Genomic DNA, 25,431 nt, shown 5'->3' on the forward strand with positions numbered 1-25,431 from the left:
CTCTCGAAAGACAGCGGCATCAAACCCGGGACGGTTCAGCGTGTATCGCCATTTATAAATAAGAGGTGTGATGTCTCGAGACATCGGTAACAGTCACTTCACGTCAGGCGTGTTCTGGAACTTCTCTTTCGCATGCCGCAAGCTCAGGTACGTCACCCCAGCGGGGAACGGATAGTCGTATTTAGTGATCAGCTCGTCATCCATCGAGATCACCATCAGCTCCGCTTGGTCCCAGAGGACTTTCACCAACGTTGAGCGCAGTAGCTTGCCCAGATAGAGCTAGGCGCCAGCCACCTTCAAGCACCGGTTCTTGTTCACGCGCATCAGCTGGCTGCCGGCAGGCTCCATCAGTTCGGCCCGCAGCGTGGCACCGAGCTTCACCGGTTCCGGGCTCGCCGCCGCGTCCTTGCCCGCAGTCGGGCTGGTGTCCTCAAATGTGGTGGCTTACCTAGATAGTCCTCCGCCCCACGGTCAAGACCCTCAACCCTATCCGCCGGATTGCTCAAAGCCGACAAAATCAGTGCAGGAGAACTAATGCCTTTTCGCCGTAAACGCTCTAAAATATCAAGCCCCTCGATAATGGGTAAACCCCCGATCGAAAACCAAGACAACGAAGTGACGGCCAAACCCGAGCTGCAAAGCCCGCTGCCCGTCACGAGCAACTACAACCTCGTAACCTTCACCTTCGAACAATTCCTTGAGCATCATGGAGAGAGCTGCATCATCTTCCACTACCAGTACACTATGTTGCGCAGCTATGAGACGAAGTATATGTTCTGTCCTCCCCCGAATCTCTCTGTATCGTCTACCTAATGATTCTTTGAGCCGCGAATTGAACCGTTCAGAACCGGTAACGAATTAGCACTATGGTTCTCAGAACTGTTCAAAATTTGCTGGCATCCGAAAGGGTTCTGCCCCTTTTCCACACGATACGGACATCAGAAAGAACGGGGAACCAATGCTGGTGGGAGAAAAACCCAGGGCGCTGTACCAATCACATGATTGGTACAGCGCCCTGGGTAGCGGATTCATCGCCGCCTGCCCAAGAAGAATCTCTGCAGGGTCAGACGGATGACCTACCTACTGAATGTTTAGTGCTTGTTCCGACGTCGCGACATGGTCAGTGCGATACCCGCTGCGGCCAGCAACAGGCCACCGGCAACGATAGTAATCGAGGCGTTGGCTCCTGTTTTGGCAAGCTCACCTTCTACCTGCGTAGATTTGGACGAGGCAACTTCAGTTTTTTCAACTACTTCTCTCCCTGATGCAGTGGGGTTCCCCGCAATTAGTGGACACGTGATCTAGCTCATGCAGCCAGCGTTAGCGCGGTCCCATGCTGCTCAACGCGTTCCTGCTGGCTGCGAAGCAGCTGCTCAAACTCCACCGGAGGAACCATCCCCAGACTTGAATGCAGCCGGCGTCGGTCATAGAAATCCTCAATCCATCACGCGACCTTCTGCTTGGCGTCCGCCCGGGTAGCCCATCGGTAGCGGTCATAGAATTCGGTCTTCAACGTCGACCAGAATGACTCGCTCATGGCGTTATCCCAGCACACGCCCGTGCGCCCAACGGACTGCAGCAAATCCAACTCAATGGCCACCTCATGCAACTGGGCCGAGGTGAATTGCGAGCCACGGTCCGCGTGGAACACCACCTGACCCGGAATCTGTCCGCGCAGGGTTCTGGCCATGCGCAGGGCCCGTTCCACCAGATCGGTGTTCTGCACGCTATCCAGCGCCCAGCCCAGCACCCGGCGGGAGCAGCCATCACGCACTGCGCACAAGTACAGCCAGCCCTCATTGGTGCGCAGATAGGTGATGTCGCTGATCCAGACCTTGTCCAAGGCTCCCTGGTCCCATTGACGGCGCACCCGATCCGGCAGGTGGTACGTGTCAACGCCTTGGATCGTGGTCACGGGGGTGAACTTCCGTGGGCTGATCCCTTCGATGCCCTGGCGCAGCATTGAAGCAGCGACGGTCTTGGGATCGGCCGGGGATCCCTCGCGGGCCAGTTGCGCGGCCACCCGCGGCGCCCCGTAGGTCTGATGGGAGTCGTTGAAGATCTTGGCGACCTTCACATCCCGTGCCCGCTGCGCGGCAGCCCTCGGGGACGGGCCAGCGGATTAGCGTTGCCTCCAGGCGTAGTACCCGGATTTCGAAACGTGAAGCAATGACGCCATGCGGGTCAAGGCGAACTCATCCTTCAACGCGTGCATCAGTTCGAACCGTTCGACCGATGTTGCTTCGACGCGAAGAAGGACGCCGCTTTTCCCAGGAAACGGTTGTCCTCCCGCAGTTCGAAGACTTCCTTGCGCAAGCGTTTGAGTTCTTCACGTTCGGACTCGTCCAATGCTCCGGTCGGCTCACCGTCCAGGCCTCGGCGGGATCGTTCTTTCTTCACCCAGGTGCCCAGTGTTTGCTCGCCGAGGTTCAGTTCCTTGGCGACCGCGCTGATGGTGCGTCCGGTGTCGATGACCAGGCCGGCGGCTTCCCTGCGGTACTCCTCGGTGAAGGACCTGCGTTGCTTTTTCATATTGCTCATTAGTGACATCCTCTCAAATGTGGGATCGGGTGATCCCGCTTGTTCGGGTGTCCACTAATTCAGGCTAACCCCAGTGTCATTCATTCAATGACGGTCTTTACGGTGCAGACGGTTTGCCTCGTGTAGGAAGCGAGAGGGCGTGGTATCCGCGAGAAGATCCGTCAATCCACATTTTATTCTTGATGTTGCTTGCAGGGGCGATGCAACCAGCTACGGTGGTGTGCCGGTTATGTGAGTTACAGCAGGCGTCTTTCACAGTTCATCCGATACGCAATCTCCCGGTGAGTGCATGATTCAACATGCAGTTGAGCCGGAAAAGCAGGTCGCCAATTGAGATAGACCCGTTTGCTGCATGCGCAGACTAAACCAGTGGGTGGGAGAACCGTTCAGGTCCCCAATATTGGCGAAGCCTATTGGAACTTGTCAGTTTCCCCCAAGGGCTGGCAGGTTGCGCCTCCTACAGGAGAATTGAGACAAAGAGATGCAACATCCAACGAATCCTGGACGCTGCATCCCTTGGTCTACCCCTGATCTAATTCTCTTATGCCGTAGTGGAATCTGCGTCCCACGTCTTAGGAGTCTTCCGCTTCTAGGGTTGCTTCCCATAAGCGTTCGGTGTTTTCCATGTATTGCTGAACAACGTGTTGATTATGCAGTTCGAGAATTGCTTCATCGTTGCGCTTGAGGCTTGTTTCGTTATAGTTGTGGCTTCCGGTGAAAACGAATGAGCTCGGGCCATGCTGGTTAGGTCTGGAATCGTCGTAGGCCTTGTCTACTACAAAGAATTTCGAATGGATCCGACCGGTAGTGTCTGTCTGAGACAAGTCGCCTAAGGGAACTTGTGAGTTGTTCAAGATCTTTGAAATGTTGGGCGCTACAGGACCAGCGACAACTGATACGTTACAACCGGCATTACTAAGTCTGGCAAGCTCTTCTGCGATAGCTGTTCGCGTCGAGTCCCATTCGCTGATCCCAACCGCAATCGTCGTCTCATTTGCTATGCAATCTAGATGGGAGAGTCTTTCGCTCACTGGATCCAGTGAGCCAGACGGGAAAAACCGGGCGACACTGAATCCATCTTCACCGCGTGAATGATGCTCCTTGTAGTAGTCCGGATCCTGCGTCATCTTAGAAAGGTCCTTGTGGTACTTCTTGTATGCGCGGTAGAGCTTCTCATCTCCCTTCACGGTCAGAGCGTTGTTCCAGTAGCTTGTATGGTTGACGTCCGTGACGTTGGCTGATGACTGGACTACGACGTTTCGCTCATTTGAAACGGAGGAGAACAAGGCGAACTTGTTGTGCATCCCTTTGGTGCCTTGGCACGATGAAGTATTTCCTTCAGGGGATTCGTGCTTGCATACGGCGACCCATGACTTTGCTTTAATGTCTGTGCCTAGGGCATCAATCAACCGTGCTGCGGGAGCAGAACTTATTTGCCAGCCGTCGATAACTACCTGGACATTGACCCCTCGCTGGTAGGCCGCCAGAAGTTCATTGACATAGTCTTCACCAGATGCGCCAGAAATGACGAAAGCTGCTAGTGAGATCGTTGAACCTGTATCAGCTTGCTTGAAGTAGGAACATAGTCGTTCGGCAACAGCTCCTGCCCTGTTCTGGAGTGGATCACTGAATACTGCACCTGTTTCGACCTGTACTTCCTTCGCTTGTGCGCAGGGCACCTCAGCTTGCTTGTAGGTAGCTTCTTGCAGATTGGTGGAACGCGAAGTGCTCAAACCTGCCAATTGGGCGTTCGCCGCTGGGATAGCAGTTACCGACAACGTCGTAGCCAATGCTAGGGCACTGATCTTGGTTGGAATTTTCATGGCAAATCCTTATTGTCTTTGACCGGAATTATTTCCGGGACAGATCGTGGACGATATTCTTCGTTGCAGGATACAAATCTCGGAATTGTTGGTATCTGGCTTCGTACACCGGATTTTTGATGGGTTGTGTTTTATACAGAACGGGGTTCCAGCGTTCGATGTCTGGATCGGTGAACAGCGAGGCTGCAAGAAATGCCATACCCAGGCTGGCACCGATGGCGTACTTGCGGATGATCTGTTCTGTCCCGAGGATTTCGCTGATAATTTGTGGCCATAGCTTGCTCGTTGTTCCACCGCCAACTGCGAACATTCGTTGTGTTGTTCCGCCAGCTTGCTGGAACGTTTCCAAGTTATGGCGTACTGCGTAGCCAACTCCTTCCAGCGCGCTGCGGAAGATGTCACCTTGCGTATGAGACAGCTCCAAGCCGGCCAGCACTCCCCGGGCTTGGGGATCGTGGAGGGGTGTTCGTTCGCCGCTGAAGTAGGGGAGCATCACGAGGCCTTTAGCGCCCGGCCCGCTTTTTTCGGCTTCTCGGAACAGGTTTTCATAGTCAGTCTGGGTTAGTTCGCGGATCCATTGGGTGATTGCTCCGGAAGTCGCTAGCCCAGCGGCCAAGCAGTAGGCACCGGGTCTTGTTCCTGCGGTGCTCCATAGGGAGCGGTGACGCAGTGATCGCTGAGTGTGGTGGACTATAAACAAGGTTGTGCCGTACATGAGCATGGTGTCATTCGTGCGAGTTGCTCCCACAGAAATGGCTTCGGCCCAGGCATCGACGGTGCCGGCGATCACTGGAGTTCCGGCAGGAATTCCAGTTTGAAGTTCCGCTTCAGCAGTAATGGTTCCTGCTTGTTCATCGGGCCAGAGCAAGCGAGGCCTATTGATCTGAGGCGCGATCTTCTCAAACCATGGTTCGTACCAGCCTGCTGATGACAGATCATATAGAGGTGTGGATTGGCTCGCTGAATGATGGTCCAAAACGTATTGGCCGGTTAAACGGTAGACGATCCAGCTCGAAGGCATGAAGAACATGCGGGCTTCTTTAAATGACTCGGATTCATTCTCCTCAAGCCATTGCAGCTTCGGCCCAACAGATTGCGATGACAGGAAGGACCCGCAGCGAGTGTAAATATCTTCGGCACCCAGCAGTGTATTTTGGGCTTGGATCTGTTGGGTTGCACGGGTGTCTACTCCATAGAGGATAGCTGGATGTAAGGGCACTCCGTGGCGGTCTGCGATGGCGACGCAGGGTCCCATGCCACTAGCGCCTACCGCAGCGACTTTGTAGTGTCCATGTGCCAGTAGCTCGCGCGAGATATCCTGAAATTCTTCCCACCAGAGTTCGGGATCCATCTCATGCCATCCAGGTTCTGGCCGTGAAACCTCATGCGATCTTGTTGCCTGCGCAAGGATATTCCCCTGCGAATCGACCAGCACTCCTTTGCTGCTAGAGGTCCCCACATCAAATCCGAGAGTCACGGATATCGGCGTATCCTTTGATGCTTGTCCTGTGTTTGCTGAAGTCATATCAAACTTCTTGCGGGTAGATGATTGACTTCACTGCATGCTCGTCGACTCGACCTGCCAGTAGGGCTTGACTGGATTCGGAGAGTCGGAAGCTTCCCGTGTGCAGCCCTGAGAGGTCGACTCTTCCGCTGGCGACTAGAGCCATTGCCAAAGGCCAGGTGTTGTTATAGCGGTTGACCGTGGCGAGGGTGATTTCGTTCCAATTCAGCGTATGCAAAGGTAATTCGACGTCGGTCTTGCCGATGCCAATTGAAGCTGCTCTGCCATTTTGCCGTAATAGGTGTAACCCAGCGTTAAGTACCTGTGGCACTCCACTGCATTCTAGAAGGACATCGAAACTAGGATCATGCTTTTTGATTTCATTGCTGTGGAAAGTGTGGAATCCGTGGGTTCGAGCGAGTTCTAGTCGTGTCTCTGAAACATCCGAAACTACCACTTCCAAGGCACCTTCTGCCCTTGCTGCTTCCGCGGCGAGGATGCCGACGGGTCCTGCGCCGGTGACTAATACCTTATCGCCTGGAAGTAGCCCAGCTCTTCTGCATCCCCACAGTCCAACGGAGAGCGGTTCGAGTAGTGCTCCTGCTTCGTAGCTCATGGATTCGGGCATGACGTGTAGGGAACGCGCATCGACTGCCAGACGCTGGACGAGGCAGCCGTCATAAGGCGGGGTGGCCAGAAATTCGAGATCTGGACATAGATGGTAGCGTCCGGCGCGGCATTGAGCGCAGTCGCGGCAGGGGGTTCCGGGCTCCACGGCGACCCGATCTCCAACTTTGACATTGGTGACATCCGGGGCGATGGCAAGAACATCTCCGGAAAGCTCATGTCCGAGGATGAAATCTCCGGAGACGACGAAGGGCCCGACCTTTCCTGAGACGAAATAGGAGACGTCTGAACCGCATACCCCCACGGCGCGAGGGGCAATGATTGCTTGCCCCGGCTCAAGGGTCGGTTCTGGGACTTCTCGAAGTTCCATAGTTCCGAGGTCAGTCATTACTGCGGCGAAATTTGCCATTTCAATCCTTTTCTTAAACGCTCAACGATTCTGAGTCGACATGCATTATCTGGACACGCTTTGGGCGGGGGACTCGATGGCGTGGGGGTCCATATGCCGAGTAGAAGGCAGGAAGTAGGTTGCACCAGCGCACAGTAAGCACATCACTGAGCAATACATTGCCACGAGCCATGGCGAACCGTCCGAGCTGCTGGTCAGCGCCGCGGCGACAAAGGGAAGGGTTCCGCCGACTAGGGCGCCTGTGATTTCTCGGCTGAACGTCACTGAGGTGTAACGAACGCGCACATCGAAAAGCCCTGAAAGCATAGTGGCTTGCGAGGCCAAGGTTAGATCGCAACACAAAGTGAAGATCAAGACGAGTGCGGCCCAGATCCAAACTGGGGTTCCGGTATCGAGCATCCAGAAGAAGGGGTAGAAAAGTACCGCGCCGGATACAGAACCAATGATCATCAGGCTTTTGCCGCCGAAACGATCGCAAAGCAACCCCGCTAACGGAATGGTGATGAGTTTCAGAAGGTTGGCGATGATGATGCCAAAGAGCCCTATCCATTCGGAAGCGCCCACCGTGGTTGCCAGATAGCTCAGCGCATATACCGAAGGGAGGTATGAAAGCACGTTCGGCGAGATGCTCATGACCATGGCTAGAGGAATGCGGCGGCCACCGAGACGGAAAACTTCGCGGAAACGAGGAACCGCTGGCTTTTCTTCCTGATGTCCTTGTTCGAACTCTGGACTTTCGCTTACCCGGAGCCTAATGATGAAGGCGGCGACGGCAAGGATGATGCTGAGCAAGAAAGGGACTCTCCAGCCCCAGGCAATGAAATCTTCATGAGGCAGGACGGACTGAACCAAGAAATAGATACCTGTCGCCATGAGAGAGCCGAGCGCGTTTCCCGCGCTAGGGATCGCGGCGTTGAGTCCTCGGCGCTTTGCGGGGGCGTGCTCAGCGGATAACAACATAGCGCCGGCGTATTCACCTCCAGCGCCAAGGCCCTGGAGAACTCGAAGGAACACCAGGAGGATGGGAGCCCATACTCCGATCTGGCTGTAGCTCGGGAGCAATCCGATGAGCGTCGATGACACTGCCATGAGCAATAGGGTGACGAAAAGCATCAGTCTTCGTCCGAAGCGGTCCCCGAGGATACCGATAATGACACCGCCCACAGGGCGGGCGAAGAACCCGACCGCAAATGTTCCTAGCGATGCCAGCACAGCCAATGTTTGATTCTCTCCAGGAAAGAATACCTGCGACAGTACGAGTGCTGAGGCTATGCCGTACAGCGAGAAGTCGTACCACTCGAGAGCAGTACCTACAGTCGATGCCAATGTTGCTTTTGAAATAGGGCGTTTGGGTGCCATGATTCCCTTTCGGTGGTGTGAGTCACATTGATTCTATAACTAAACTATTCTTTTTCAATAGTCTTGTACTTTTTTCAATTACGATCTAACGTTAGGAATATGCAAAATATGCACAACACCCCAGAAACAGATCTCAGCGCTACGATCAGGAAAGCTGTTCAGAGCGCGGATCCAAAATTATCCAAATTCAAACCCTTGCCCCGCATCCTTGCGCATGATGAGTTCAACTCCGGCTTACACGGGTGGGTTGAACTCGGCGGCAACTACAACGGCAAGGGAGAGTACGAATCCCTAGACAGGCACTTCCGAGATTTTCGCCCACCGCAGCTTTCGTCCTGCGACTTTTTCGATGTTGGCACACACGGAGCGATGTCAGGAACGTATGCATTGAAGTTGGCGTCGAGGCCTTATCCTGGCCACACCGCGACAGCTATCCGACGGCTTACCATGAGCGGGAGAGGCCTGCTGCAGATCGAAGCCTACTTGGCATATAAAGCCGAAGCAGTGGTCGACCCGGATGCAGATGAAGCCTTCGGGGAAATGAAGTTCGACGGCAACAGCCATCCCTCAGAAGCGCAATTTGGCGCATTCACTGTCGCCACTGACCTCTGCGGAGATGATGGAATCCGCTACCATACAGTCGCCCGCTACCAGAATGCTGACGAAGATGGGAACATGCTTCGTCAATGGAGGTACCCGACCGTTCCAGAACCAACTCCTCGCGAGCACTTTGAGGGCAAAGTAGACTTCCCCTATGCGGCTGATTTCACAGCTCCTAACCCGGAAGATTGGGAAGTCTACGGTGAGCCCCAAGAGCTTTGCATGAACGAAGTCCCGACCAAAGTGAACTGGCATTATTTGCGATGGGTCATCAACACCGAAACTCGACGCAATGTTGAATTGCAGCTGAATGATCAGATCATGGATTGGTCTGATGTCCCAGTGCCCATCTACGAAGAACGCTATGGATCTTTGGAAAATCTTCTGAATTTCTATTTCTCGGTACGTTCGATGAGCGGCCAGCGAAACTTCTTGTTCCTCGACTCCGTCGTTATCTCGGCAGATTGGTAAAATCATGCGTGAATCTCAAACCGCAGTCCTCGAACGCGGTGTCGTTCTTGAAGGAGAAATTGCAACAGAACCGTTCGAAGCTGCCTGGGCGACGGAAGCCCGCTGGTTCGTGCAATTCCTAGAGTCCGATACTGGCCGGGTGCAAGCCAAGACGCAGATCTCGGCCGATGGCCTGACCTGGGTCGATCACGAGTCCGAGCCAGCCGTAGGCGAGATGAGGGGAGTGATTACCACCTCTGTGCGGGATTTCGGGCATTGGCTTCGTCTCGTCATCACGCCGGAAGAAGTTACCTCGGCTCCCCTGACACGGGTTTACCTCGTGCTTAAGGAATAATCAGTTAGAGCGCACTCAGGCGCGCGGGAGGAGCGGGAATGAAATCTACTCGTCACACATTGGACGACATCGCCACTGCACTTGGCCTTTCTCCCAATACCGTCTCGCGCGCCTTACGAGGCCGTGATGGAGTAAGTGAACGAACCCGCCAGCTTGTCCTCAGCGAGGCGGTTAAAGTTGGGTACGTTATCCCGCAACAGCATCCGACTACCGGCGTCGATACCATCGCGGTGACAGTGCCGTCGGCAACACACACGTTCGCAGCCCAACTCTTAGCCGCGATTGAGTCCGGAGTGCGGGCAGCAGGATACTCGCTGGATTTATACGCGACGGAGGAACTGCCGGAGCAAGAGCAACAGATTGCGGAGCAAATCATCGCTTCCCGACCCAGCGGTGTCATTGCTATACCCGTCCAAGGGCGGAGCCATCCTTGGGCTGCTGTACAGGCAGCAGGAATCCCAGTCGTTGCAACAACTCGTGAAATTGCTGAAAGCCCAACCGATTTCATCGGCGTGGACAGTGAAGCAGGAAGCTATGCAGCTGCAAGACACCTTATCGGCTCGGGTGCGAAAAGGATCCTCAGTATCGATGAGAATCTGGCGATCAGCACAGTGGAAGCCAGGAAGTCGGGGATCAGACGAGCCCTAGAGGAGTCCCCTCAGGCCACTGTGGACTTCGCAGATGTACACACCAGACGTTTTGAGAATACTGGCCCCCAGTGGCGGGCTCACGAAGCATTCCTTATTGTGAACGATCGCCTTAGCGAGGACCGCACGTACGACGCGGTAATAACTGGGGATGACTTCTTTGCCCTTGGCGCTCTCAAAGCGCTGCAGGAATCGGGCCGGCGTGTGCCAGAGGAAGTAATGGTTGTTGGATATGGGGGACTTCCCTTTGCTGAGTGGGTCTCGCCTGCCCTCAGCACCGTAGACCTGCCTGCAACATTAGTCGGAGAATTGGCGGTAGCTACCTTGCTTCAACGAGTAGCAGGAGCTTCAGGGCCACGTATACGAAGACTGATCCGTCCAGAGCTCAAGGTGCGCGCTAGCAGTGCTGTATTAGCTGAACGAACAACTTAACTTCAAATCTGTCAGTTAGAAACTGTCTCTTACGTCAGGGCGACAATTAAGTTGCATGGTCCATGTTTGGCCAGTCTCGAATAGGACCCTGCCATCTACGCGTGGAAAACTTAAGGTTCGGGAATCTCTGGATATTTCTGGGGAAAGTACCCGGAACACGCGAGAATTAACCGGATATGGTCAATATTTGACTCTTTGAGAGCTGTCAAGCCCCGGGTTTTGTAGAGACTCTTTAACTTGTTTTTCTAAGCAGCCGCAACGTCCGTCTGCGTCCGTTCGGTCCACTGTTGATGCACGTGAGCCGGCGGCCTGTATCCGAGTGCCGAATGCAGCCGCTGGGAGTTGTACCAGCCAACCCACCTGGAGGTCTCGGCCATGACCTCAACCTGTCCAGACCATTGCTTCCGGTCGATCAGCTCCGCCTTGTAGACCGATTTAAGCGCCTCGGCCATGGCATTATCGTACGAATCGCCCTTGGAACCCACCGAAGCGATCGCGTCGGACTCGGCCAACGCCTGCCCGTATCTGATGGACCGGAATTGCACCCCACGATCTGAATGATGCACGAGGCCGGTCACGTCCTCGCCATCCTTGTATTTCCTTGCCAAGGCCGTCATCAAAGCGTCCCTGGCCAAGGATTCCCGCATGTGGTTGGTCACTTGCCAGCCCACGATTTCACGGCTGAACACATCAAGAATGAACATGGCATAGACCCACCCCGCGTGGGTCGGAACATAGGTGATGTCAGCGACCCAGAGCCGATTGGGGGCTGCTGCGGTGAACTGGCGATTCACCAGATCCACCGGACACGATTCCGGGTCCGCTGAACGGGTCTTAGGCTTCTTCCGTTTGCGCCGCACCCATCGATCCCGGTGATCTTCATGAGCCGCTCCACGGTGCACCGGGCAATCGTCCCGAACTGATCGCCATGCTGGTTGTTCATGGCATGCCACATTTTCCGTACCCCGTAGCAGGAATAGTTCTCCTCATAGACCGCACGAAGTTTAGGCAGTAGTTGTTCGTCGCGAACGCTGCGGGCCGACGGCGGCCGTTGCTTCGCAGCATAATACGAGCTCACGCCGCGAAGAAAGTCGCTGCCCTCTTCAGGATCTCATTGGCCCGCTTGGTCTCGGCCAGCTCGGCGCGCAGGCGCTTATTCTCGGCTTCCAGGTCAATGGACTGGGCCGGCGTCATCGCGCCGCTGTTCTTGTAGTTGCGCACCCAAGTGCGCAGCGTTTCACTGCTCAGGCCCAGCGCCTTGGCAACGCGTCGGATGGCGCCATTAGCTGTGCTTGGCTCGGCCTGCGCATGGATCACAAGGTCCACGGCGCGGGTCTTGAGTTCGTCGGTGTATTTGATCGGCAAGAGAGAAGTGTTCCTTTTCCAATTTCCTTGCCTCTATTAAACCCGGTGCGATTCAGCGCGCACCTTTTGGTCGCTTTGGACCAAGGCACCTGCGCCGTTTGCGGCCAAGATCCCGTCGGTGCCAAGACGAATGAGATCACACAGTTCTCCACCCTGCCTGACCATTTTCTGGATCTGAAGGGCAAAGCGATCACCGTCGATGCGCTGCATACGCAGACCGCCATGCCCGCCATATGCATGGTCGCGGGGCGCATGATGTGTTTACGGTGAAAGGTAACCAGCCCGAGCTGCATGACGAGCTCGTATAGATTCCTTGGGATCAAGTGCCGGCTGGGAACCAGAGCGTGGAATCGAAGAATGGGCGCAGGACGATCTAAACTATCAAGTGCGCGACGGTGACGGCCGGAATCAGCTTCCCTCACGTAGCCCAGGCATTACAGGTCACCCGTAAATCCCGGGCGACAGGTTCAACGAAGTGGCATACGGAAACGGTGCAGGCGTTGACGTCGTTGCCCACTCATGTGGCTGGCCCAGCGGAGATTGGCGGGCTCATCCGTGACCACTGGGGCATTGAGAACTGGTTGCGTTGGCGGCGGGAAATGACTGGAACGAGGATAAGTCTCAGGTGAGGAAGGCTAACGCGCTGAAGGTTATGGCAATTCTGCGGAACATCGTCATCACCTTGTTGAAGCAGCGTGGATACCGGAACCTTGCCAGGGTGATGCGGAAGCTTCGATATCAGTCGGGAACGGTGTTAGCCATGGTTGGTTTGGTAGCTGCTCACTGACTTTGTAGGCACCCTGAGGTAACCGGTTGCGGCGTCCCGCAGCAGGATTCGGGCTCCGGCTGGCCAGTTTCGCAGCCCGATGCGTCCTGGGCCGGGGCATCGCAGGATCCGCCGAGATCCGTGGAGCAGACCCCGGTCTCCGGCAAGGAGAGCTGGACGCTCGCGGCGGCCTGCAGGTCGCCGGCCAGATGGGCGGCGATGGACCGGATCTGTTCGTAGCCAGTGGCCATCAGGAAGGTCGGGGCGCGGCCGTAGCTCTTCATGCCGGCAATGTAGAAGTTCGGCTCCGGGTGGGACAGCACGCGCTCCCCATGCGCGCTGACGGTGCCGCAGCTGTGGAACTCCGGATCGATCAGCGGCCCGAGCTCGCGCGGGGCTTCCACCGCGGGGTCCATCTCCAGGCGCAGCTCGGAGAGGATCGACAGATCCGGGCGGAAGCCGGTGGCCGGAACGATGTAGTCCACGTGCAGTTCCCGCCCGTCGGCGCCCACGACCAGGGTGCGCTCGCCGTTTTCCAGGCGCACGATGGAGAGGTTTTCAATGAGGTCGACCTGCCCGGTATCGACCAGGCGGCGCAGGCTGGTGCCCAGCTGCCCGCGGGCCGGGAGCTGGTCCGCCGCGCCTCCGCCGTAGAGCTTGGCCGGGTTGGCGGTTCCGCGCAGTCCCCACAGGATCTTCGTGTCCGCGTGGGCGCTCTTCAGCCGGCCCAGGGAAATCAGGGTGTTCGCCGCCGAATGCCCGGCGCCGAGCACCAGCAGCGTTTTGCCTGAAAAGGCGTCCTGATCCGCGCCTAGCGGATCGGGCAGCGGCGAGGTGACGGCGCCGCGGGAGCGGGCTTCTGCCTCGCCCGGGGCTTCGAGCCCCGCGCGTCCGACGGGATTGGGGGTATTCCAGGTGCCGGAGGCGTCGATCACCGCACGAGCGGTGACGTCACGGATGCCTTCGGGGGACTGGGTGCGGACAAGGAACAGCGCCTGGTCGCGACCTGCCGTGCGGGTCTTGTCCAGGCCGATCCCGTCGTCTAAGACGCGCGAAACGCCGATGACGCGGTGCAGGTAGCGGATGGAGGGCGCCAGGGCGGGGTGCGCGGCCAGCGGCAGTAGGTAGTGCTCCACCAGTTCGCCGCCGGTGGGCAGGGAGGTTTCCCGCGGCATGGCCCAGTCGCCCAGGCAGTTTCCCGCCGGGGTTTCCAGCAGCCGCCGGGCGGCCGCGTCGACATTGAATTTCCACGGGGAGAACAGCTTGATGTGCGCCCATTCGCGCATGGACGCCCCGGCAGCTTCGCCTGCTTCGAGGACCAGGAACTGTTCTCCGCGCTCGCTGAGGTGCGCGGCGGCGGCCAGCCCGATGGGACCTGCGCCGATGATCACGATGGGATGGCCGTTCTTCATGGCGGGTTCCTAACGCTGCGGGAGAAGTTCGCTGATGAGATGTTCGATGCGGGTGCGGATCTCGTCGCGGATCTTGCGCACCGGCTCGATGCCCTGGCCTGCTGGATCATCCAGCGTCCAGTCCTCGTAGCGCTTGCCGGGGAAGATGGGGCAGGTGTCCCCGCAGCCCATGGTGATGACCACATCGGAGGCCTGCACAGCCGCCGTAGTCAGGATCTTGGGGGTCTGGGCGGACAGGTCGATGCCCTCTTCGCGCATCGCCTGGACGGCGGCCGGGTTCACCTGGTCGGCCGGTGCGGAGCCTGCCGAACGGACCTCGATCCGGCCTTCGGAAAGGCGTTGCAGATAGGCGGCGGCCATTTGCGAACGCCCCGCATTGTGCACGCAGACAAACAGGACCGATGGCTTGGGAGTGGTCATGGGCTAGCCTTTCAGCTCTTGTGCCGGGGTGGGGAAGTACTTGCGCGAGAAGAGCGCCACGTAGACCAGTGCCACGAGGATCGGCACCTCGATCAGCGGGCCGACGACCCCGGCCAGGGCCTGGCCGCTGGTGGCGCCGAAGGTGGCGATGGCGACCGCAATGGCCAGCTCGAAGTTGTTGCCGGCGGCGGTGAAGGCCAGGGTGGTGGTGCGCTCGTAGCCCAGCTTCAGGGCGCGCCCGATCAGCATCCCGGCGCCAAACACCACCACGAAGTACACCAGCAGCGGCAGGGCCATGCGGGCCACGTCCCACGGGTTGCTGATGATCGCATCCCCCTGCAGGGCGAAGAGCAGCACAATGGTGAACAGCAGCCCGTACAGCGCCCACGGGCCGATCTTGGGAAGGAAGACGCCCTCGTACCAGTCGCGGCCCTTGGCTCTTTCGCCCACGGTGCGGGTGAGGAATCCGGCCAGCAGCGGGATGCCCAGGAACACCAGGACCGAGAGCGTGATCGCCCCGACGGAGAACTCCGCGCTGGTGGTCGGCAGGCCCAGCCAGGCGGGGAGGACCTGCAGGTAGAACCAGCCCAGGACGCCGAAGGCCACGACCTGGAAGATCGCGTTGACCGCAACGAGCACGGCGGCGGCCTCGCGGTCGCCGCAGGCCAGGTCATTCCAGATCATCACCATGGCGATGCAGCGGGCCAATCCCACGATGATCAGTCCCGTGCGGTATTCGGGCAGGTCGGGGAGGAACAGCCAGGCCAGCAGGAACATGAAGGCCGGGGCCAGCAACCAGTTGAGCACCAGCGAGGTGATCATCAGCTTCTTGTCGGCCAGCACGCGCCCGGTTTCGTTGTAGCGGACCTTGGCGAGGACCGGGTACATCATGACCAGCAGCCCCAAGGCGATGGGCAGCGAGACGCCGGCGACCTGGACGGAATCCATGATCTGGCCGAGCTGCGGGACCAGCCTGCCCAAGCCGAGGCCCAGGGCCATGGCCAGCAGGATCCAGACCGCCAGGTAGCGATCCAGGGTGGAGAGCTTCCCCGGAGCGGTTGTCGTTTCGGGGGATGTGGTTGGCGGCACGAGCTGTCCTTCAGTGACATTGATGATTATCGATATATGTTCCTCTGTCGAGTATGATGACCGATATCGAAGGATGTCAATCTAGGCAGGAGGTTCCCGATGACCGCAACCTCGGTGCCCGCAGGCGCGATGGACGACGTATGCTGTTCCATCGGCACCGCTGAGGCTCTGGATGAAGCGTCCGCGCGGGACAGTGCGCGGATCCTGAAGGCGATTGCCGACCCGAACCGCCTGCGGCTGCTGTCCATCGTCAAGCACGGGCCCGCGGACGGCACGTGCGTGTGCGATCTGACCGAACCGCTGCAGCTGGGCCAGCCCACGGTCTCGCACCACCTGAAGATCCTGGTGGATTCCGGGCTGCTCGCCCGCGAGAAGCGCGGGACCTGGGCCTATTACACCCTGGTTCCGGGGTCATTGGACAAGGCCGCCGCGCTGATCTCGGAACTTTGAGCGTGAAGCCGCCCGCCGGTCTTGAGCTTCGCCCGATGGCCGCTGGGCAGTGGCCGGGCGTGGAGCGCATCTACCGCCAGGGCATCGACGGCGGACTGGCCACCTTCGAGGGCGCCGTCCCTTCCCGGGAGGACTTCTCGGCGCGAAAAATTGCGCAGCTGGGCCTGGCCGCGGTCCACCGGGACAGCACCGTGATCGGCTGGATTGCCGCGTCGCCGGTGTCCGCCCGCCGGTCCTATCGTGGCGTGATCGAGCATTCGGTATACGTCGACGCCGCGCAGGCGGGCCTGGGCGTGGGCACCGCCCTGCCCGGAGTGCTGGGCTACCGGGAGCGCAGTGCCCAAGCGCCGGCAGGCCCCCTGTCGGGCCGGTGGATCGACACGGTCCTGTACGAGCTGCGCCTGGAGCCGGGCGCAGCAACGCACACCTAGGCCACGATTCCGTCGAGGAACAGCGCGCTGCAGTCCTTGGTCAGCTGGTCCAGCGTGTACTTCTTGGACGGGGAGAACCAGCGGGCGGTCAGCCACAGGGCGTCGCGGACCAGGCGGTGCACCACGTGGGCATCCAGGTCCTTCTTGAACACGCCGGAGGCGATGCCCTGCTCGATGACTTCCACCCAGAGCTTGGCGATGTCGCTGCTGATGGCGCGCGCACCGGTGGACTTGGGCAGCTTCTGGATGTACGCGACCTCGTTCTGGTAGATCTGCGTGGCATACGGGAAGTCGCGGATGATTTCCAGGGTGATGCGGATCAGCTGGTTCAGCGCCTCGCGCGGTTCGGTGCCCGAATCGGTGACGCTGCGGTAGCGGCCCTGCAGCTCCTCGAGGAACTCGGTCAGGATCTCCTCGACCATTTCGTCCTTGGAAGCGAAGTGGTGGTAGAGGCTGCCCGAGAGCATGCCCACCGAGGCGGAGATTTCGCGCACCGAGGTGCCGCCGATGCCCTGCTCGGCGAAGAGCCGGGCAGCGTTGTCGAGGATGACAGTCCGTCGGGCCGGGGCGGTCTTTTCAGCCATATGTCGCTCTTTCGCAGAAGGTGCAGGTGCAGGAGGTTCCGGGTATTCGCCGCGCGCCGGGCGCTGCGGGTCGAATTCCATCCTAACAACTAACCAAGCGCTCGTTATTGGCGCGGGGCGCGTCCCGGCCACCGGGATGCACCGCTCGGCCCGCCATGGCGCCGGGATGTAATGGTGGGCGGCGTGAACCGACCGCCGGACCGTCTTTCCCCGAAGGAGCAGCCCATGAGGAACTGGACCCATCACTACGCCCGCATCAACGGCATCCAGATGCACTACGTGGAAGAAGGCCAGGGCCCGCTGGTTCTCCTGCTGCATGGTTTCCCGCACACCTGGTTCAGCTGGCGGCACCAGATCACCGCGCTCGCCGAGGCCGGCTACCGCGTGGTGGCTCCGGATCTGCGCGGCATGGGCCAGACCGAGGCGCCCGAAGAGCTTGCGGCGTACCGGGCCGATGTCATCACCGCGGACCTGGTGGGCCTGCTGGACCACCTGGGGGAGGAACAAGCGGTGGTCTCCGGCATCGACTACGGCATGTTCGCCGCCTACGACCTGGCCGCCGAACACCCCGAACGCGTGCGCGCGCTGATCGGCCTGCAATACGCCGGGCTGCCGCACTACGACGCGCTGCCTTCGCTCACCGAAATCGAGCGCGGCAAGGAAGCCTTCAACCACATGGCCTACTACCACGTGGACCCGCAGGGCGCCCGCGCCGACTACGACGTGAACCCGCGCGAGATCATCTCCAAGATCTTCCACGTGCTGTCCACCGACGGCGACTTCGGCGCGGTGTACGCCAACCCGCCGGGAACCGCTTATCGCCAGGCGCTGCCGCAGCCGCCGGCCCTGCCCTGGTCCTGGCTGGATGAATGGGAGCTGGAAACTTATGTCAGCGACTTCTCCCGCAGCGGTTTCGGCGGCGGCATCAATTGGTACCGGGTGGCGGATTTGAACTGGGAATACCGCAATGCCCGCGCGGCCGGACGCACCAATGTCCCGTACTACTTCCTGGGCTCGGAGACCGACCTGCAGCTGGCCGAACAGTACGGCGACGGCATCCAGGCGCAGCTCGACGCGCAGCACGAGGACGTGCGCTCAGTGCAGACCGTGCCCGGGGGCGGCTACCTGATCGCCATGGAGCGCGCCGCGCAGGTCACCGACAAGTTCCTTGAATTCCTGCACGACATGGACCGGGTGAACGCCTGAGGCTGATGCCCACCTAGAATTGCCGCAGGGGCCGCGTTGCGGTCTGCGAGGACGGCAATGAGGAGTTTGCGTGCAGTGGATTGAGGCGGCATTCGTCCGCGGCGGAACCAGCAAGGGCCTGTTTTTCGCTCAGGACTGGCTTCCTGAGGATGAATCCGACCGGAACCGGGTCTTCGCCGAGGCGCTGGGCTCCCCGGACCGCTTCGGCCGCCAGCTGGATGGCCTGGGCGGCGGGATCTCCTCGCTGTCCAAGGTCATGGTGGTTTCCCGCTCCCAGCGCGAGGGCGTGGACTTGGACTACACCTTCGGGCAGGTCGCGGTGGATACCGGGGTGACCGACTACGCCGGGAACTGCGGCAACCTGTCCTCCGGGGTGGTGCCCTTCGCCCTGGAAGCCGGGCTGCTCCGGGTCCCGGATGGGCGGCAGGCCTTCACGCTGTTCAACACGAATACCTCGAAAATCGTCCGGGTGGTCCTGACCGTCATTGAAGGACGCGCCGCGGTAGGCGGGAAGCTGTCGCTGCCCGGGGTACACGGCGCCGCCGCACCCATTGAACTGAGCTACCCCGACCCGGCCGGAAGCCGCAGTCCGGGGCTGCTGCCCACCGGAAATCCGGTGGACGTGCTGCCGGTCGATGGGCAGGAGTATCCGGTGAGCCTGGTGGACGCCGCGCTGCCGACGGTGGTCATCGAAGCCGCGCGGCTGGGCCTGGAAGGCACCGAAAGCCCGGAGCAGATCGATGCGAACAGGCCGGTGATGGCGCTGCTGGAAAAGATCCGCCGGGCCGGGGCGGTGGCCATGGGGCTGTGCGCCACTCCCGGGGACGCGGCGCAGGTCATGCCCAAGATTGTGCTGGCCGCGGCTCCCGCTCCCGCGATGCTGCTGGACGGCTCGCTGAGCCCGGCCGGGGACTGCGATCTGCTGGTCCGGGTGATCTCCATGGGGCAGACGCACAAGGCGGTTCCGGGCACCGGGGCCATGTGCCTGGCGGCCGCCGCGCAGATTCCCGGAAGCATTGCCGCGACGCTGGCCGGGCGGCGGAACAGCGACGTGATCAGGCTGGGCACCCCCTCGGGCGCGGTGTCCGCCGCCGCGCACTTCGACGCCGCCGGCGCACTGGTGCACACCTCGCTGCTGCGCACCGCAAGGATCTTGATGAAGGGCTTCGTGCAGCTGCCGCGGTAGCACTACCGCGGCGGCTGCACGAAGCCTCCGGAATGAACGGCTACCCGACGCTGCTCAGCGGCAGCAGCCGCGCGCGGTCCACCGCGTACGGGGAGTTGCGATCCGGGACTGCGCCATGGTGGTCATTGGGCTCCAGCACGCAGTGCGTGCGCCCGTAGACCGTGTACATGCACTTGTTGCAGTGGATGCAGCGGCTGGTGACCGTGGAATCCTCGCGGATGCGGTTGACCAGGTCGGGCTCGCGCAGCAACCCGCGGCCCATGGCCACGAAGTCGAAGCCCTCGCGCATGCCGGTGTCGATGTGCTCGCGGTTGTTGATGCCGCCGAGCAGGATCAGCTTGGTGTGCTTCATGACCGGCACGAACTGGCGCGCCGCGTCCAGCATGTACAGGTCCTTGTACGGGAAGCTGCCCAGGGCGAACTTGCCGAACAGCCGCACGCCGGTTTTCATCGGTTCCTTCACCACCGCCGCGAAGTCAGAGACCGGCACGTCGCCGCGGAACAGGTACATCTGACGGATGATCGAGGACCCCTGGGTCAGCTCAATCGCGTCAAGGTTGCGGTCCTCGTCCAGCAGCTGCGCGGTGCGGATCGAGTCGTTCAGCCAGATGCTGCCCGGCAGCCCGTCGTCCATGCTGATCTTGGCGATGACCGCGATCTTGTCCCCGACCTCCGCACGCACGCGCTGGGCGATCTCGCGCACGAAGCGCGAACGGTTCTCGATGCTGCCGCCGTATTCGTCCTTGCGGCGGTTCAGCAGCGGGGAGAGGAAGGAGCTGGGCAGGTAGTTGTGCCCGAAGTGCAGCTCCACGGCGTCGAAGCCGGCTTCCACCGTGATCCGGGCGGCCGCCCCGAATTGCTCGATGACCATGGTGATTTCCTCGCGGCGGATGGCGCGGCAGTATTCCATGGAGGAGGGGTTCACGAACTTGCTCGGCCCCATGGAGGTCACGCCGGTGATCTTCTTGGAGGCGACCATGCCCGCGTGGCCCAGCTGCGCGGAGATCGCCCCGCCCTCGGCGTGGATCGCGTCGGTGAGCCGCTTGAGCCCTGGCAGCGACTTCTCGCTCATCAGGATCTGGCCCGGCGCCGAGGCGCCCTCGGGGGAGACGCAGCAGTAGGCCACCGTGGTCATGCCCGCGCCGCCGCGGATGAAGTCCAGGTGGAAGTCGATCAGGTCGTCGGTGACCAGGCCCTTGGGGGAGCGCCCCTCGGAGGTGGCGGCCTTGATGATGCGGTTGCGCAGCGTCACCGGGCCCAGGGTGACCGGGGCGAACGGATCGGGAATCGTGGTGGTCATGCTCATCCTTTTCGCGGCACGAGGCCGGGTGGTGGGATAGGGAATAACAAACAAAGACAAGGGGCCCCCACCATGGTGCGGACCGTGGTGGGAGCCCCTTTGCCGGGTGCGCCGCCGAAATTCCTAGAGGGCGTCGGCGACAAGCGCGTCGCCGATGACCGGCTCCACGCGGGACTTGATAGGCAGGCGGCCCTCGCGCACCGCGTCATCGATGCTCTGGCTCAATGACGAGCAGCTCAGTGCGGTGGTGCCGCACACGCTGTCCCGAGCATCGGCCGTGGCTTCGGCGAAGCGGGGGCACGAGGTCGCCGCATCGCTGACCCACTGCACACTGGTGTGCGGGATGCTGAACTTCTCCACCAGGACGGCGGTCCCGCACTGCTGGCAATCGATCTGTTTCATGAGGTGCTCCTCGCTGGCCCGTTTCCGGGCCGATAGTACTTTTCCCCTGCATCGATGCGCCGGGTGCGTGGTTAGTCGGTAAAGGCTAGGCCTTGGCCTTGGTTGGATCCTGTTCCGGAACGATGCCCTTGGCCACGTTTTCAGCGACCTCGACCTTCCAGGTTTCCAGTGCCTTGGTGGTGTCCACTTCGAACTCGAAGCGGGCGACCATGTCCTCGGTGATGTCCTCGACATCCACGAAGAACTGCTCGTACCAGCGGCGCAGCTGGTAGACCGGGCCGTCTTCGGCGGTCAGCAGCGGGTTCTCGATGCGGGTCTTGTGCTTCCAGATCTCCACGTCCTGCTTGAACTGGGTCTCGACGCCTTCGGTGAACATGTCGGCCATGGCGTCGGCCTGCTCCTGGGTGACGCCGTCGATGGTGTGCACCGAGGTGCCGAACATCAGCACGAACGAGTCCTGCGAGATCGGGTAGTGGCAGTTGACCAGCTTGGTTTCAACGGTGGTGTCGCCGGCAACGGTGTACACGGTGTCCAGCATGAAGGACGGGCCGTAGTAGGCGGCGTCGGAGATGGTCTCCGAATCCGGCATGTCCAGCTGCACGCCGGTGTGGATGTCGTCGCGGCCGGTCGAACGCATGTGCTGCGCGGCGACGTGGCCCTCGAAGATGTTCTTGAAGTACTTCGGCATCTGGTAGTGCACGTAGAAGAAGTGCGCCATGTCCACCACGTTGTCCACGATCTCGCGGCAGTTCGAGCCCTCGACCAGGAAGGTGTTCCAGGACCAGTCGCTCCACTCGTCGGTGCCGAAGCCCGGAATCTCCGGGATGGTCACGTCAGCCGGGGGAGGGTTGCCCTGCGGGTCGTTCCAGACGAACAGCAGGCCGTTGACCTCCATGGTTTCCCAGGCGGCGGTGCGGGCGCGCAGCGGCACGCGCTGTGCGTACGGCACGTCCTTGCACTTGCCGTCGCCGCCCCAGCGCCAATCGTGGAACGGGCAGGAGATCTCGTCGCCCTTGATTTCACCCTTGGACAGGTCGCCACCCATGTGGCGGCAGTAGGCGTCCAGCACGTTAAGCTTGCCCTTGGTGTCGGCCCAGATGACGACCTTGGTGCCGAAGACCTTGATGGTGTGCGGCTTGCCGTCGCGGAAGTCCTTGGAGCGGCCCAGGCAGTGCCAGCCGCGGGCGAAGCGGGTCGGGTTGCTGCCCGCGTCGATCAGGCGGACTTCGTCGAACTGCTCGGAATCGGTGATTTCGGTCATGTCAATGGACATGGCTTCTCCTTTGCGTTGGTGTGGTGCCGGCGATCCGTAAGGTGCCGCCGAAGGGTAGCTGCGCACCGATGGCAGGGCCATCATCGGTGAAGGCCTGTTTGGTGCAGCGAGCTGGGGGTCTTGCAGGGTTGCTCAGCGCATGAGCACTTGCCCGCCGTCCACCGGCAGGGAATGCCCGGTGATGTAGCGGGAGTTTTCCGAGCAGAGGAACACGACCGCCGGGCCGATGTCCTTCTCGGTGTCACCCATGCGCCCCAGCGGAATCGTCGCGATGTACTCGCGGGCTTCCTCCGGGTTGATGCGCTCCCAATGCTCAAGGGAGGGCGAGGTGGCCAGCGGAAGAATTGCGTTGACCCGGATGCCGTCGGCTGCCCATTCGCAGGCCGCCGTGCGAGTCAGCACGCGGATCGCTTCCTTGGCGGCCGCGTAGCCGCCGTAGCCGGTCGGGTTCCACCGCACGCCGGCGGCGGATCCCAGGTTCACGATGGCGCCATTGCCCTGCATGTGCGGGTGGCAGGCGCGCATCAAGCGCCAGGTGGCCAGCGGGCCGGATTCCATGCCGCGCAGGTAGTCCTGCTCCGGCAAATCCAGCAGCTGGCCGTGCACGGTGGTCTGCGCGTTGTTGACCAGGATGGACAGGGAGCCGAAACGCTCCACCACGTCCCCGACCAGCTTTTCGATCTGTTCCGGGTCGATGACGTCGCACGTGAACGCGTGGGCGTCGCCGCCTTCGGCGCGGATCTGGGCGGCAGTGTCTTCCACCTTCTGCGCGGTGCGTCCGGCGAGCGCTACGCTCGCTCCTTCGAACGCCAGTGCGCGGGCGATGCCGCGGCCTATGCCCTGGCCCGCTCCGGTGATCAAAGCCACCCGGCCGTCGAGTACACCCATGCCTGCTCCTTTTCGTTGCCAACGCTTCAGCACTCAGTGTGCCAAGCGGATGTGACGAGGATCTCCTCACATCCCACTGTCTGGGACTTTGCGCGGAGCGGAATTCGGATCGGCAACATACTAATTTCACGCTCGCGCAGTGCGGCCGGCATCCGGCCCCCGATCCACGCAGTTATTTGCGTCGCGCAGGACGCTTGGCGATCCGCGCACTCCCGGGGAGGAAGCCCCGGGAACCACCGATGCACCGCGGGCGTACATCACTCACACCGCACAGAAAAGGAAGCGCCATGGCGTCCTCCGGGCAGCATGCCTCACCGAAAACGGCCAAGTTCCCTGGCTACGCGAAAATCGTCAGCGTCCTGCTGGTCGCCGAATTCGTCGGCACATTTGAATCGGCGATGATCTTCATCGCGCTGCCCAGCATGATGCACGAGTTCAACGTCGACGCAGCCGCCATCGGCTGGGCCGCGACGGCCTTCCTGCTGGTGGCCGCTGCTTCCGCCGCGGTCTGCGGACGCCTGGGCGACATGTACGGGCGCAAGAAGCTGCTGGCGATCGTGCTGGCGATCTCCGTGGTCGGCTCGATTATCAGCTTCACCTTCGGTTCGCTGGAAGGCGTGATCCTGGGCCGTGCGCTGCAGGGCGTGGCCGGGGCGACGCTGCCGCTGTGCCTGGGCCTGGCCCGCCAGGAACTGCCCAAGGAAAGGGTGCCGAACGTGATCGCGCTGATCGCCGGGTCCTCGTTCCTGGCCGGCGCTGGCGGCAACCTGATTGCCGGCGTGCTGCTGCAGCTGGGCAACTGGAAGGCGCTGTTCATCGTTTCCGGGGCCATGGGCCTGATCGCCGCGCTGATGGTCATCACCATGCTGAAGACCTCACCGGTGGCCCGTGGCGAAGTCCGCGGCATCGACTACGTCGGCGGCCTGCTCTTCGCGCCGGCCGTGGCCCTGGTGCTCTACGGCCTGACCAACGCCAGCGCCTGGGGCGTATTCAGTGGACGGACCCTGGGCTTCGTGCTCGGCGGCCTGGCAGTGGCGGCCCTCTGGGTCGCGTGGGAGCTGCGCGTTTCCAACCCGATGATCAACCTGCGCCTGCTCAAGGCCAACAAGATGGCCTTGACCCAGCTGTGCACCGCGGTGCTGGGCATCGGCCCGCTGGTGGCGGTGGGCATCCTGACCCCGCTGATCCTGCTGGCCCCGGCCACCGACCCGGCCGGCCTGGGCGTCTCGCCTGCCGTGGGCGGCCTGATCATCTTCAGCGCCGCGACGCTCAGCTTCGTCGGCTCCCCGTTCAGCGGCAAGGTCGCCGCGGCCGTGGGCGCCAGGCGTGCGCTGCTGATCGGCATCATGATCAGCTTTATTGGCTACTCGATGATGTTCTGGGCCGACAACAACCTGCTCACCTTCATCATCAACACCTACGTGATCTCCATCGGCGTCATGTTCTCCTACACCGCGTTCCCGAACCTGGTCGCCGAATCGGTGCCGCTGGAGAACACCAGCGAGGGCATGGGCATCAACACGGTGACCCGCACGATCTTCATGGCCGTGGGCACCACGGTGCTGACCGTCGCGCTGGCCTCCTCCACCGTGGAGGGAACCATGGTCTCCACCGAGTCAGCGTTCAACACCGCCTACATCATCATCTGCGCTTCCTGCGTGATCGGCTTCCTGCTGGCGCTGCGCATCAAGGATGCGCCGCGCACCGACGCCGCGGATCCGCAGGATTCCACCCTGAGCGTCCAGGGACGCTAGGCCCCGCGCGCAGCGGGTCCGGCACCGCCCGGACCCGCCATATTCCACCCGCCCCGGCTTGCTCGACGCATCGAGCGGTCCGGGGCGGGGACCTGTCCGCCGGTGGCGCATCCCAAATCTCGCGCGCCGTTCCGGACTTTCTTTCAGTACGCATTACC

Annotated in this window: 27 protein-coding genes and 2 pseudogenes; 8 read left to right on the forward strand and 21 right to left on the reverse strand. The window is 60.9% G+C overall.

Annotated elements, in window-relative coordinates; translation table 11 throughout:
* Window positions 1-93 precede the first annotated feature (93 nt).
* The 9 genes and pseudogenes from DFO58_RS18835 to DFO58_RS16770 all read right to left on the reverse strand — a co-directional run.
* Window positions 94-399: pseudogene (locus tag DFO58_RS18835) on the reverse strand (IS481 family transposase); the annotation flags it as partial.
* Window positions 378-626: a response regulator gene (locus DFO58_RS18905; RefSeq protein ID WP_353616389.1), complete on the reverse strand. Its 249-nt coding sequence runs from the start codon at window positions 624-626 to the stop codon at window positions 378-380. The pseudogene DFO58_RS18835 and the gene DFO58_RS18905, both read right to left, overlap by 22 nt.
* Complete coding sequence (locus DFO58_RS18840) at window positions 565-732, reverse strand: hypothetical protein (protein WP_286163647.1); 168 nt, start codon at window positions 730-732, stop codon at window positions 565-567. The genes DFO58_RS18905 and DFO58_RS18840 overlap by 62 nt, the downstream gene beginning before the upstream one ends.
* Before the next feature lie 359 nt (window positions 733-1,091).
* Window positions 1,092-1,301 carry an LPXTG cell wall anchor domain-containing protein gene (locus DFO58_RS18910; RefSeq protein ID WP_120991797.1) on the reverse strand — a complete coding sequence of 70 codons (210 nt, stop codon included), beginning with the start codon at window positions 1,299-1,301 and terminating at the stop codon, window positions 1,092-1,094.
* 5 nt (window positions 1,302-1,306) lie between these two features.
* Window positions 1,307-2,541 (reverse strand): annotated as a pseudogene (locus DFO58_RS16750) (IS3 family transposase).
* Between the two features lie 572 nt (window positions 2,542-3,113).
* Window positions 3,114-4,364 (reverse strand): phospholipase D-like domain-containing protein, encoded by a 1,251-nt coding sequence (locus DFO58_RS16755; protein ID WP_082344901.1) that lies wholly within the window; start codon window positions 4,362-4,364, stop codon window positions 3,114-3,116.
* Window positions 4,365-4,392: 28 nt separating this feature from the next.
* The gene (locus DFO58_RS16760) at window positions 4,393-5,889 is read right to left on the reverse strand and encodes an FGGY family carbohydrate kinase (RefSeq protein WP_120991760.1); all 1,497 of its coding nucleotides are present in this window, start codon (window positions 5,887-5,889) and stop codon (window positions 4,393-4,395) included.
* Between the two features lies 1 nt (window position 5,890).
* Window positions 5,891-6,904, reverse strand: coding sequence for an NAD(P)-dependent alcohol dehydrogenase (locus tag DFO58_RS16765; protein ID WP_082344902.1), 1,014 nt, complete (start codon window positions 6,902-6,904; stop codon window positions 5,891-5,893).
* 45 nt (window positions 6,905-6,949) lie between these two features.
* Window positions 6,950-8,263: an MFS transporter gene (locus tag DFO58_RS16770; protein WP_053799183.1), complete on the reverse strand. Its 1,314-nt coding sequence runs from the start codon at window positions 8,261-8,263 to the stop codon at window positions 6,950-6,952.
* Window positions 8,264-8,362: 99 nt separating this feature from the next.
* On the opposite strand from DFO58_RS16770, the gene DFO58_RS16775 reads away from it, so the two are divergent.
* Genes DFO58_RS16775 through DFO58_RS16785 form a run of 3 tightly spaced genes read left to right on the forward strand, consistent with a single transcriptional unit; the run spans window position 8,363 to window position 10,747 of the window.
* Window positions 8,363-9,334 (forward strand): DUF6772 family protein, encoded by a 972-nt coding sequence (locus DFO58_RS16775; protein ID WP_220668566.1) that lies wholly within the window; start codon window positions 8,363-8,365, stop codon window positions 9,332-9,334.
* Between the two features lie 4 nt (window positions 9,335-9,338).
* Window positions 9,339-9,668: a hypothetical protein gene (locus tag DFO58_RS16780; RefSeq protein WP_053799185.1), complete on the forward strand. Its 330-nt coding sequence runs from the start codon at window positions 9,339-9,341 to the stop codon at window positions 9,666-9,668.
* 38 nt (window positions 9,669-9,706) lie between these two features.
* On the forward strand, window positions 9,707-10,747 hold the full coding sequence (locus tag DFO58_RS16785; RefSeq protein ID WP_082344903.1) for a LacI family DNA-binding transcriptional regulator: 1,041 nt from the start codon (window positions 9,707-9,709) through the stop codon (window positions 10,745-10,747).
* 245 nt (window positions 10,748-10,992) lie between these two features.
* Here the strand turns inward: DFO58_RS16785 and DFO58_RS16790 are convergent, their stop codons facing one another.
* The 7 genes from DFO58_RS16790 to arsB form a co-directional block, all read right to left on the reverse strand.
* A complete protein-coding gene (locus DFO58_RS16790; RefSeq protein WP_353616387.1) occupies window positions 10,993-11,649 on the reverse strand; it encodes an IS3 family transposase in 657 nt (218 codons plus the stop codon).
* Window positions 11,538-11,825, reverse strand: a complete 288-nt coding sequence (locus tag DFO58_RS18915; RefSeq protein ID WP_120991762.1) for an IS3 family transposase — start codon at window positions 11,823-11,825, stop codon at window positions 11,538-11,540. Before DFO58_RS18915 ends, DFO58_RS16790 begins: the two co-directional genes overlap by 112 nt.
* On the reverse strand, window positions 11,822-12,112 hold the full coding sequence (locus DFO58_RS16800) for a transposase (RefSeq protein ID WP_120991763.1): 291 nt from the start codon (window positions 12,110-12,112) through the stop codon (window positions 11,822-11,824). Before DFO58_RS16800 ends, DFO58_RS18915 begins: the two co-directional genes overlap by 4 nt.
* 36 nt (window positions 12,113-12,148) lie before the next feature.
* On the reverse strand, window positions 12,149-12,322 hold the full coding sequence (locus DFO58_RS18630; protein WP_183043243.1) for a hypothetical protein: 174 nt from the start codon (window positions 12,320-12,322) through the stop codon (window positions 12,149-12,151).
* Window positions 12,323-12,892: 570 nt separating this feature from the next.
* Window positions 12,893-14,290, reverse strand: a complete 1,398-nt coding sequence (locus tag DFO58_RS16815; RefSeq protein ID WP_120991766.1) for an FAD-dependent oxidoreductase — start codon at window positions 14,288-14,290, stop codon at window positions 12,893-12,895.
* Window positions 14,291-14,299: 9 nt separating this feature from the next.
* Window positions 14,300-14,710, reverse strand: a complete 411-nt coding sequence (locus tag DFO58_RS16820; RefSeq protein WP_120991767.1) for an arsenate reductase ArsC — start codon at window positions 14,708-14,710, stop codon at window positions 14,300-14,302.
* Between the two features lie 3 nt (window positions 14,711-14,713).
* Entirely contained in the window at window positions 14,714-15,799 is a 1,086-nt protein-coding gene (gene arsB / locus DFO58_RS16825; RefSeq protein ID WP_120991768.1) for an ACR3 family arsenite efflux transporter, read from the reverse strand.
* A 129-nt stretch (window positions 15,800-15,928) separates the two neighbouring features.
* Between arsB and DFO58_RS16830 the strand changes: the two genes are divergently transcribed.
* Window positions 15,929-16,249, forward strand: coding sequence for a metalloregulator ArsR/SmtB family transcription factor (locus DFO58_RS16830; protein WP_286163651.1), 321 nt, complete (start codon window positions 15,929-15,931; stop codon window positions 16,247-16,249).
* A 35-nt stretch (window positions 16,250-16,284) separates the two neighbouring features.
* Window positions 16,285-16,680: an N-acetyltransferase gene (locus DFO58_RS18635; protein WP_183043244.1), complete on the forward strand. Its 396-nt coding sequence runs from the start codon at window positions 16,285-16,287 to the stop codon at window positions 16,678-16,680.
* Here the strand turns inward: DFO58_RS18635 and DFO58_RS18640 are convergent.
* Window positions 16,677-17,264 (reverse strand): TetR/AcrR family transcriptional regulator, encoded by a 588-nt coding sequence (locus DFO58_RS18640; protein ID WP_047120462.1) that lies wholly within the window; start codon window positions 17,262-17,264, stop codon window positions 16,677-16,679. The two genes, DFO58_RS18635 and DFO58_RS18640, sit on opposite strands and share 4 nt — an antisense overlap.
* A gap of 225 nt (window positions 17,265-17,489) precedes the next feature.
* Between DFO58_RS18640 and DFO58_RS16840 the strand changes: the two genes are divergently transcribed.
* Window positions 17,490-18,470 carry an alpha/beta hydrolase gene (locus tag DFO58_RS16840; RefSeq protein ID WP_120991770.1) on the forward strand — a complete coding sequence of 327 codons (981 nt, stop codon included), beginning with the start codon at window positions 17,490-17,492 and terminating at the stop codon, window positions 18,468-18,470.
* 70 nt (window positions 18,471-18,540) lie between these two features.
* Window positions 18,541-19,656 (forward strand): PrpF domain-containing protein, encoded by a 1,116-nt coding sequence (locus DFO58_RS16845; protein ID WP_120991771.1) that lies wholly within the window; start codon window positions 18,541-18,543, stop codon window positions 19,654-19,656.
* 40 nt (window positions 19,657-19,696) lie between these two features.
* Here the strand turns inward: DFO58_RS16845 and DFO58_RS16850 are convergent, their stop codons facing one another.
* The 4 genes from DFO58_RS16850 to DFO58_RS16865 form a co-directional block, all read right to left on the reverse strand.
* Complete coding sequence (locus tag DFO58_RS16850) at window positions 19,697-20,956, reverse strand: NADH:flavin oxidoreductase (protein WP_120991772.1); 1,260 nt, start codon at window positions 20,954-20,956, stop codon at window positions 19,697-19,699.
* 123 nt (window positions 20,957-21,079) lie between these two features.
* Complete coding sequence (locus DFO58_RS16855) at window positions 21,080-21,358, reverse strand: hypothetical protein (protein WP_047120458.1); 279 nt, start codon at window positions 21,356-21,358, stop codon at window positions 21,080-21,082.
* An 85-nt stretch (window positions 21,359-21,443) separates the two neighbouring features.
* The gene (locus tag DFO58_RS16860) at window positions 21,444-22,631 is read right to left on the reverse strand and encodes a Rieske 2Fe-2S domain-containing protein (protein ID WP_183043245.1); all 1,188 of its coding nucleotides are present in this window, start codon (window positions 22,629-22,631) and stop codon (window positions 21,444-21,446) included.
* A gap of 132 nt (window positions 22,632-22,763) precedes the next feature.
* Window positions 22,764-23,519, reverse strand: coding sequence for an SDR family oxidoreductase (locus DFO58_RS16865; RefSeq protein WP_053799196.1), 756 nt, complete (start codon window positions 23,517-23,519; stop codon window positions 22,764-22,766).
* A gap of 287 nt (window positions 23,520-23,806) precedes the next feature.
* Between DFO58_RS16865 and DFO58_RS16870 the strand changes: the two genes are divergently transcribed.
* The gene (locus DFO58_RS16870; protein WP_120991773.1) at window positions 23,807-25,273 is read left to right on the forward strand and encodes an MFS transporter; all 1,467 of its coding nucleotides are present in this window, start codon (window positions 23,807-23,809) and stop codon (window positions 25,271-25,273) included.
* The last annotated feature ends 158 nt before the right edge of the window (window positions 25,274-25,431 follow it).

Source organism: Arthrobacter sp. AG1021, assembly GCF_003633665.1.
In the GTDB taxonomy this organism is placed as follows: Bacteria; Actinomycetota; Actinomycetes; order Actinomycetales; family Micrococcaceae; genus Glutamicibacter; species Glutamicibacter soli.

Excerpts from the sequence above, each read along its gene's own strand:
- DFO58_RS16815 (WP_120991766.1), bottom strand. The coding sequence starts at position 14,290 with ATGAAGAACGGCCATCCCATCGTGATCATCGGCGCAGGTCCCATCGGG.
- DFO58_RS18635 (WP_183043244.1), top strand. The coding sequence starts at position 16,285 with ATGGCCGCTGGGCAGTGGCCGGGCGTGGAGCGCATCTACCGCCAGGGC.
- DFO58_RS16860 (WP_183043245.1), bottom strand. The coding sequence starts at position 22,631 with ATGTCCATTGACATGACCGAAATCACCGATTCCGAGCAGTTCGACGAA.
- DFO58_RS16820 (WP_120991767.1), bottom strand. The coding sequence starts at position 14,710 with ATGACCACTCCCAAGCCATCGGTCCTGTTTGTCTGCGTGCACAATGCG.
- DFO58_RS16855 (WP_047120458.1), bottom strand. The coding sequence starts at position 21,358 with ATGAAACAGATCGATTGCCAGCAGTGCGGGACCGCCGTCCTGGTGGAG.
- DFO58_RS16785 (WP_082344903.1), top strand. The coding sequence starts at position 9,707 with ATGAAATCTACTCGTCACACATTGGACGACATCGCCACTGCACTTGGC.
- DFO58_RS16830 (WP_286163651.1), top strand. The coding sequence starts at position 15,929 with ATGGACGACGTATGCTGTTCCATCGGCACCGCTGAGGCTCTGGATGAA.
- DFO58_RS16870 (WP_120991773.1), top strand. The coding sequence starts at position 23,807 with ATGGCGTCCTCCGGGCAGCATGCCTCACCGAAAACGGCCAAGTTCCCT.
- DFO58_RS16760 (WP_120991760.1), bottom strand. The coding sequence starts at position 5,889 with ATGACTTCAGCAAACACAGGACAAGCATCAAAGGATACGCCGATATCC.
- DFO58_RS16780 (WP_053799185.1), top strand. The coding sequence starts at position 9,339 with ATGCGTGAATCTCAAACCGCAGTCCTCGAACGCGGTGTCGTTCTTGAA.
- DFO58_RS16840 (WP_120991770.1), top strand. The coding sequence starts at position 17,490 with ATGAGGAACTGGACCCATCACTACGCCCGCATCAACGGCATCCAGATG.
- DFO58_RS18630 (WP_183043243.1), bottom strand. The coding sequence starts at position 12,322 with ATGCAGCGCATCGACGGTGATCGCTTTGCCCTTCAGATCCAGAAAATG.
- DFO58_RS16850 (WP_120991772.1), bottom strand. The coding sequence starts at position 20,956 with ATGACCACCACGATTCCCGATCCGTTCGCCCCGGTCACCCTGGGCCCG.
- DFO58_RS16775 (WP_220668566.1), top strand. The coding sequence starts at position 8,363 with ATGCAAAATATGCACAACACCCCAGAAACAGATCTCAGCGCTACGATC.
- DFO58_RS16865 (WP_053799196.1), bottom strand. The coding sequence starts at position 23,519 with ATGGGTGTACTCGACGGCCGGGTGGCTTTGATCACCGGAGCGGGCCAG.
- DFO58_RS18640 (WP_047120462.1), bottom strand. The coding sequence starts at position 17,264 with ATGGCTGAAAAGACCGCCCCGGCCCGACGGACTGTCATCCTCGACAAC.
- DFO58_RS16765 (WP_082344902.1), bottom strand. The coding sequence starts at position 6,904 with ATGGCAAATTTCGCCGCAGTAATGACTGACCTCGGAACTATGGAACTT.
- DFO58_RS16770 (WP_053799183.1), bottom strand. The coding sequence starts at position 8,263 with ATGGCACCCAAACGCCCTATTTCAAAAGCAACATTGGCATCGACTGTA.
- DFO58_RS16755 (WP_082344901.1), bottom strand. The coding sequence starts at position 4,364 with ATGAAAATTCCAACCAAGATCAGTGCCCTAGCATTGGCTACGACGTTG.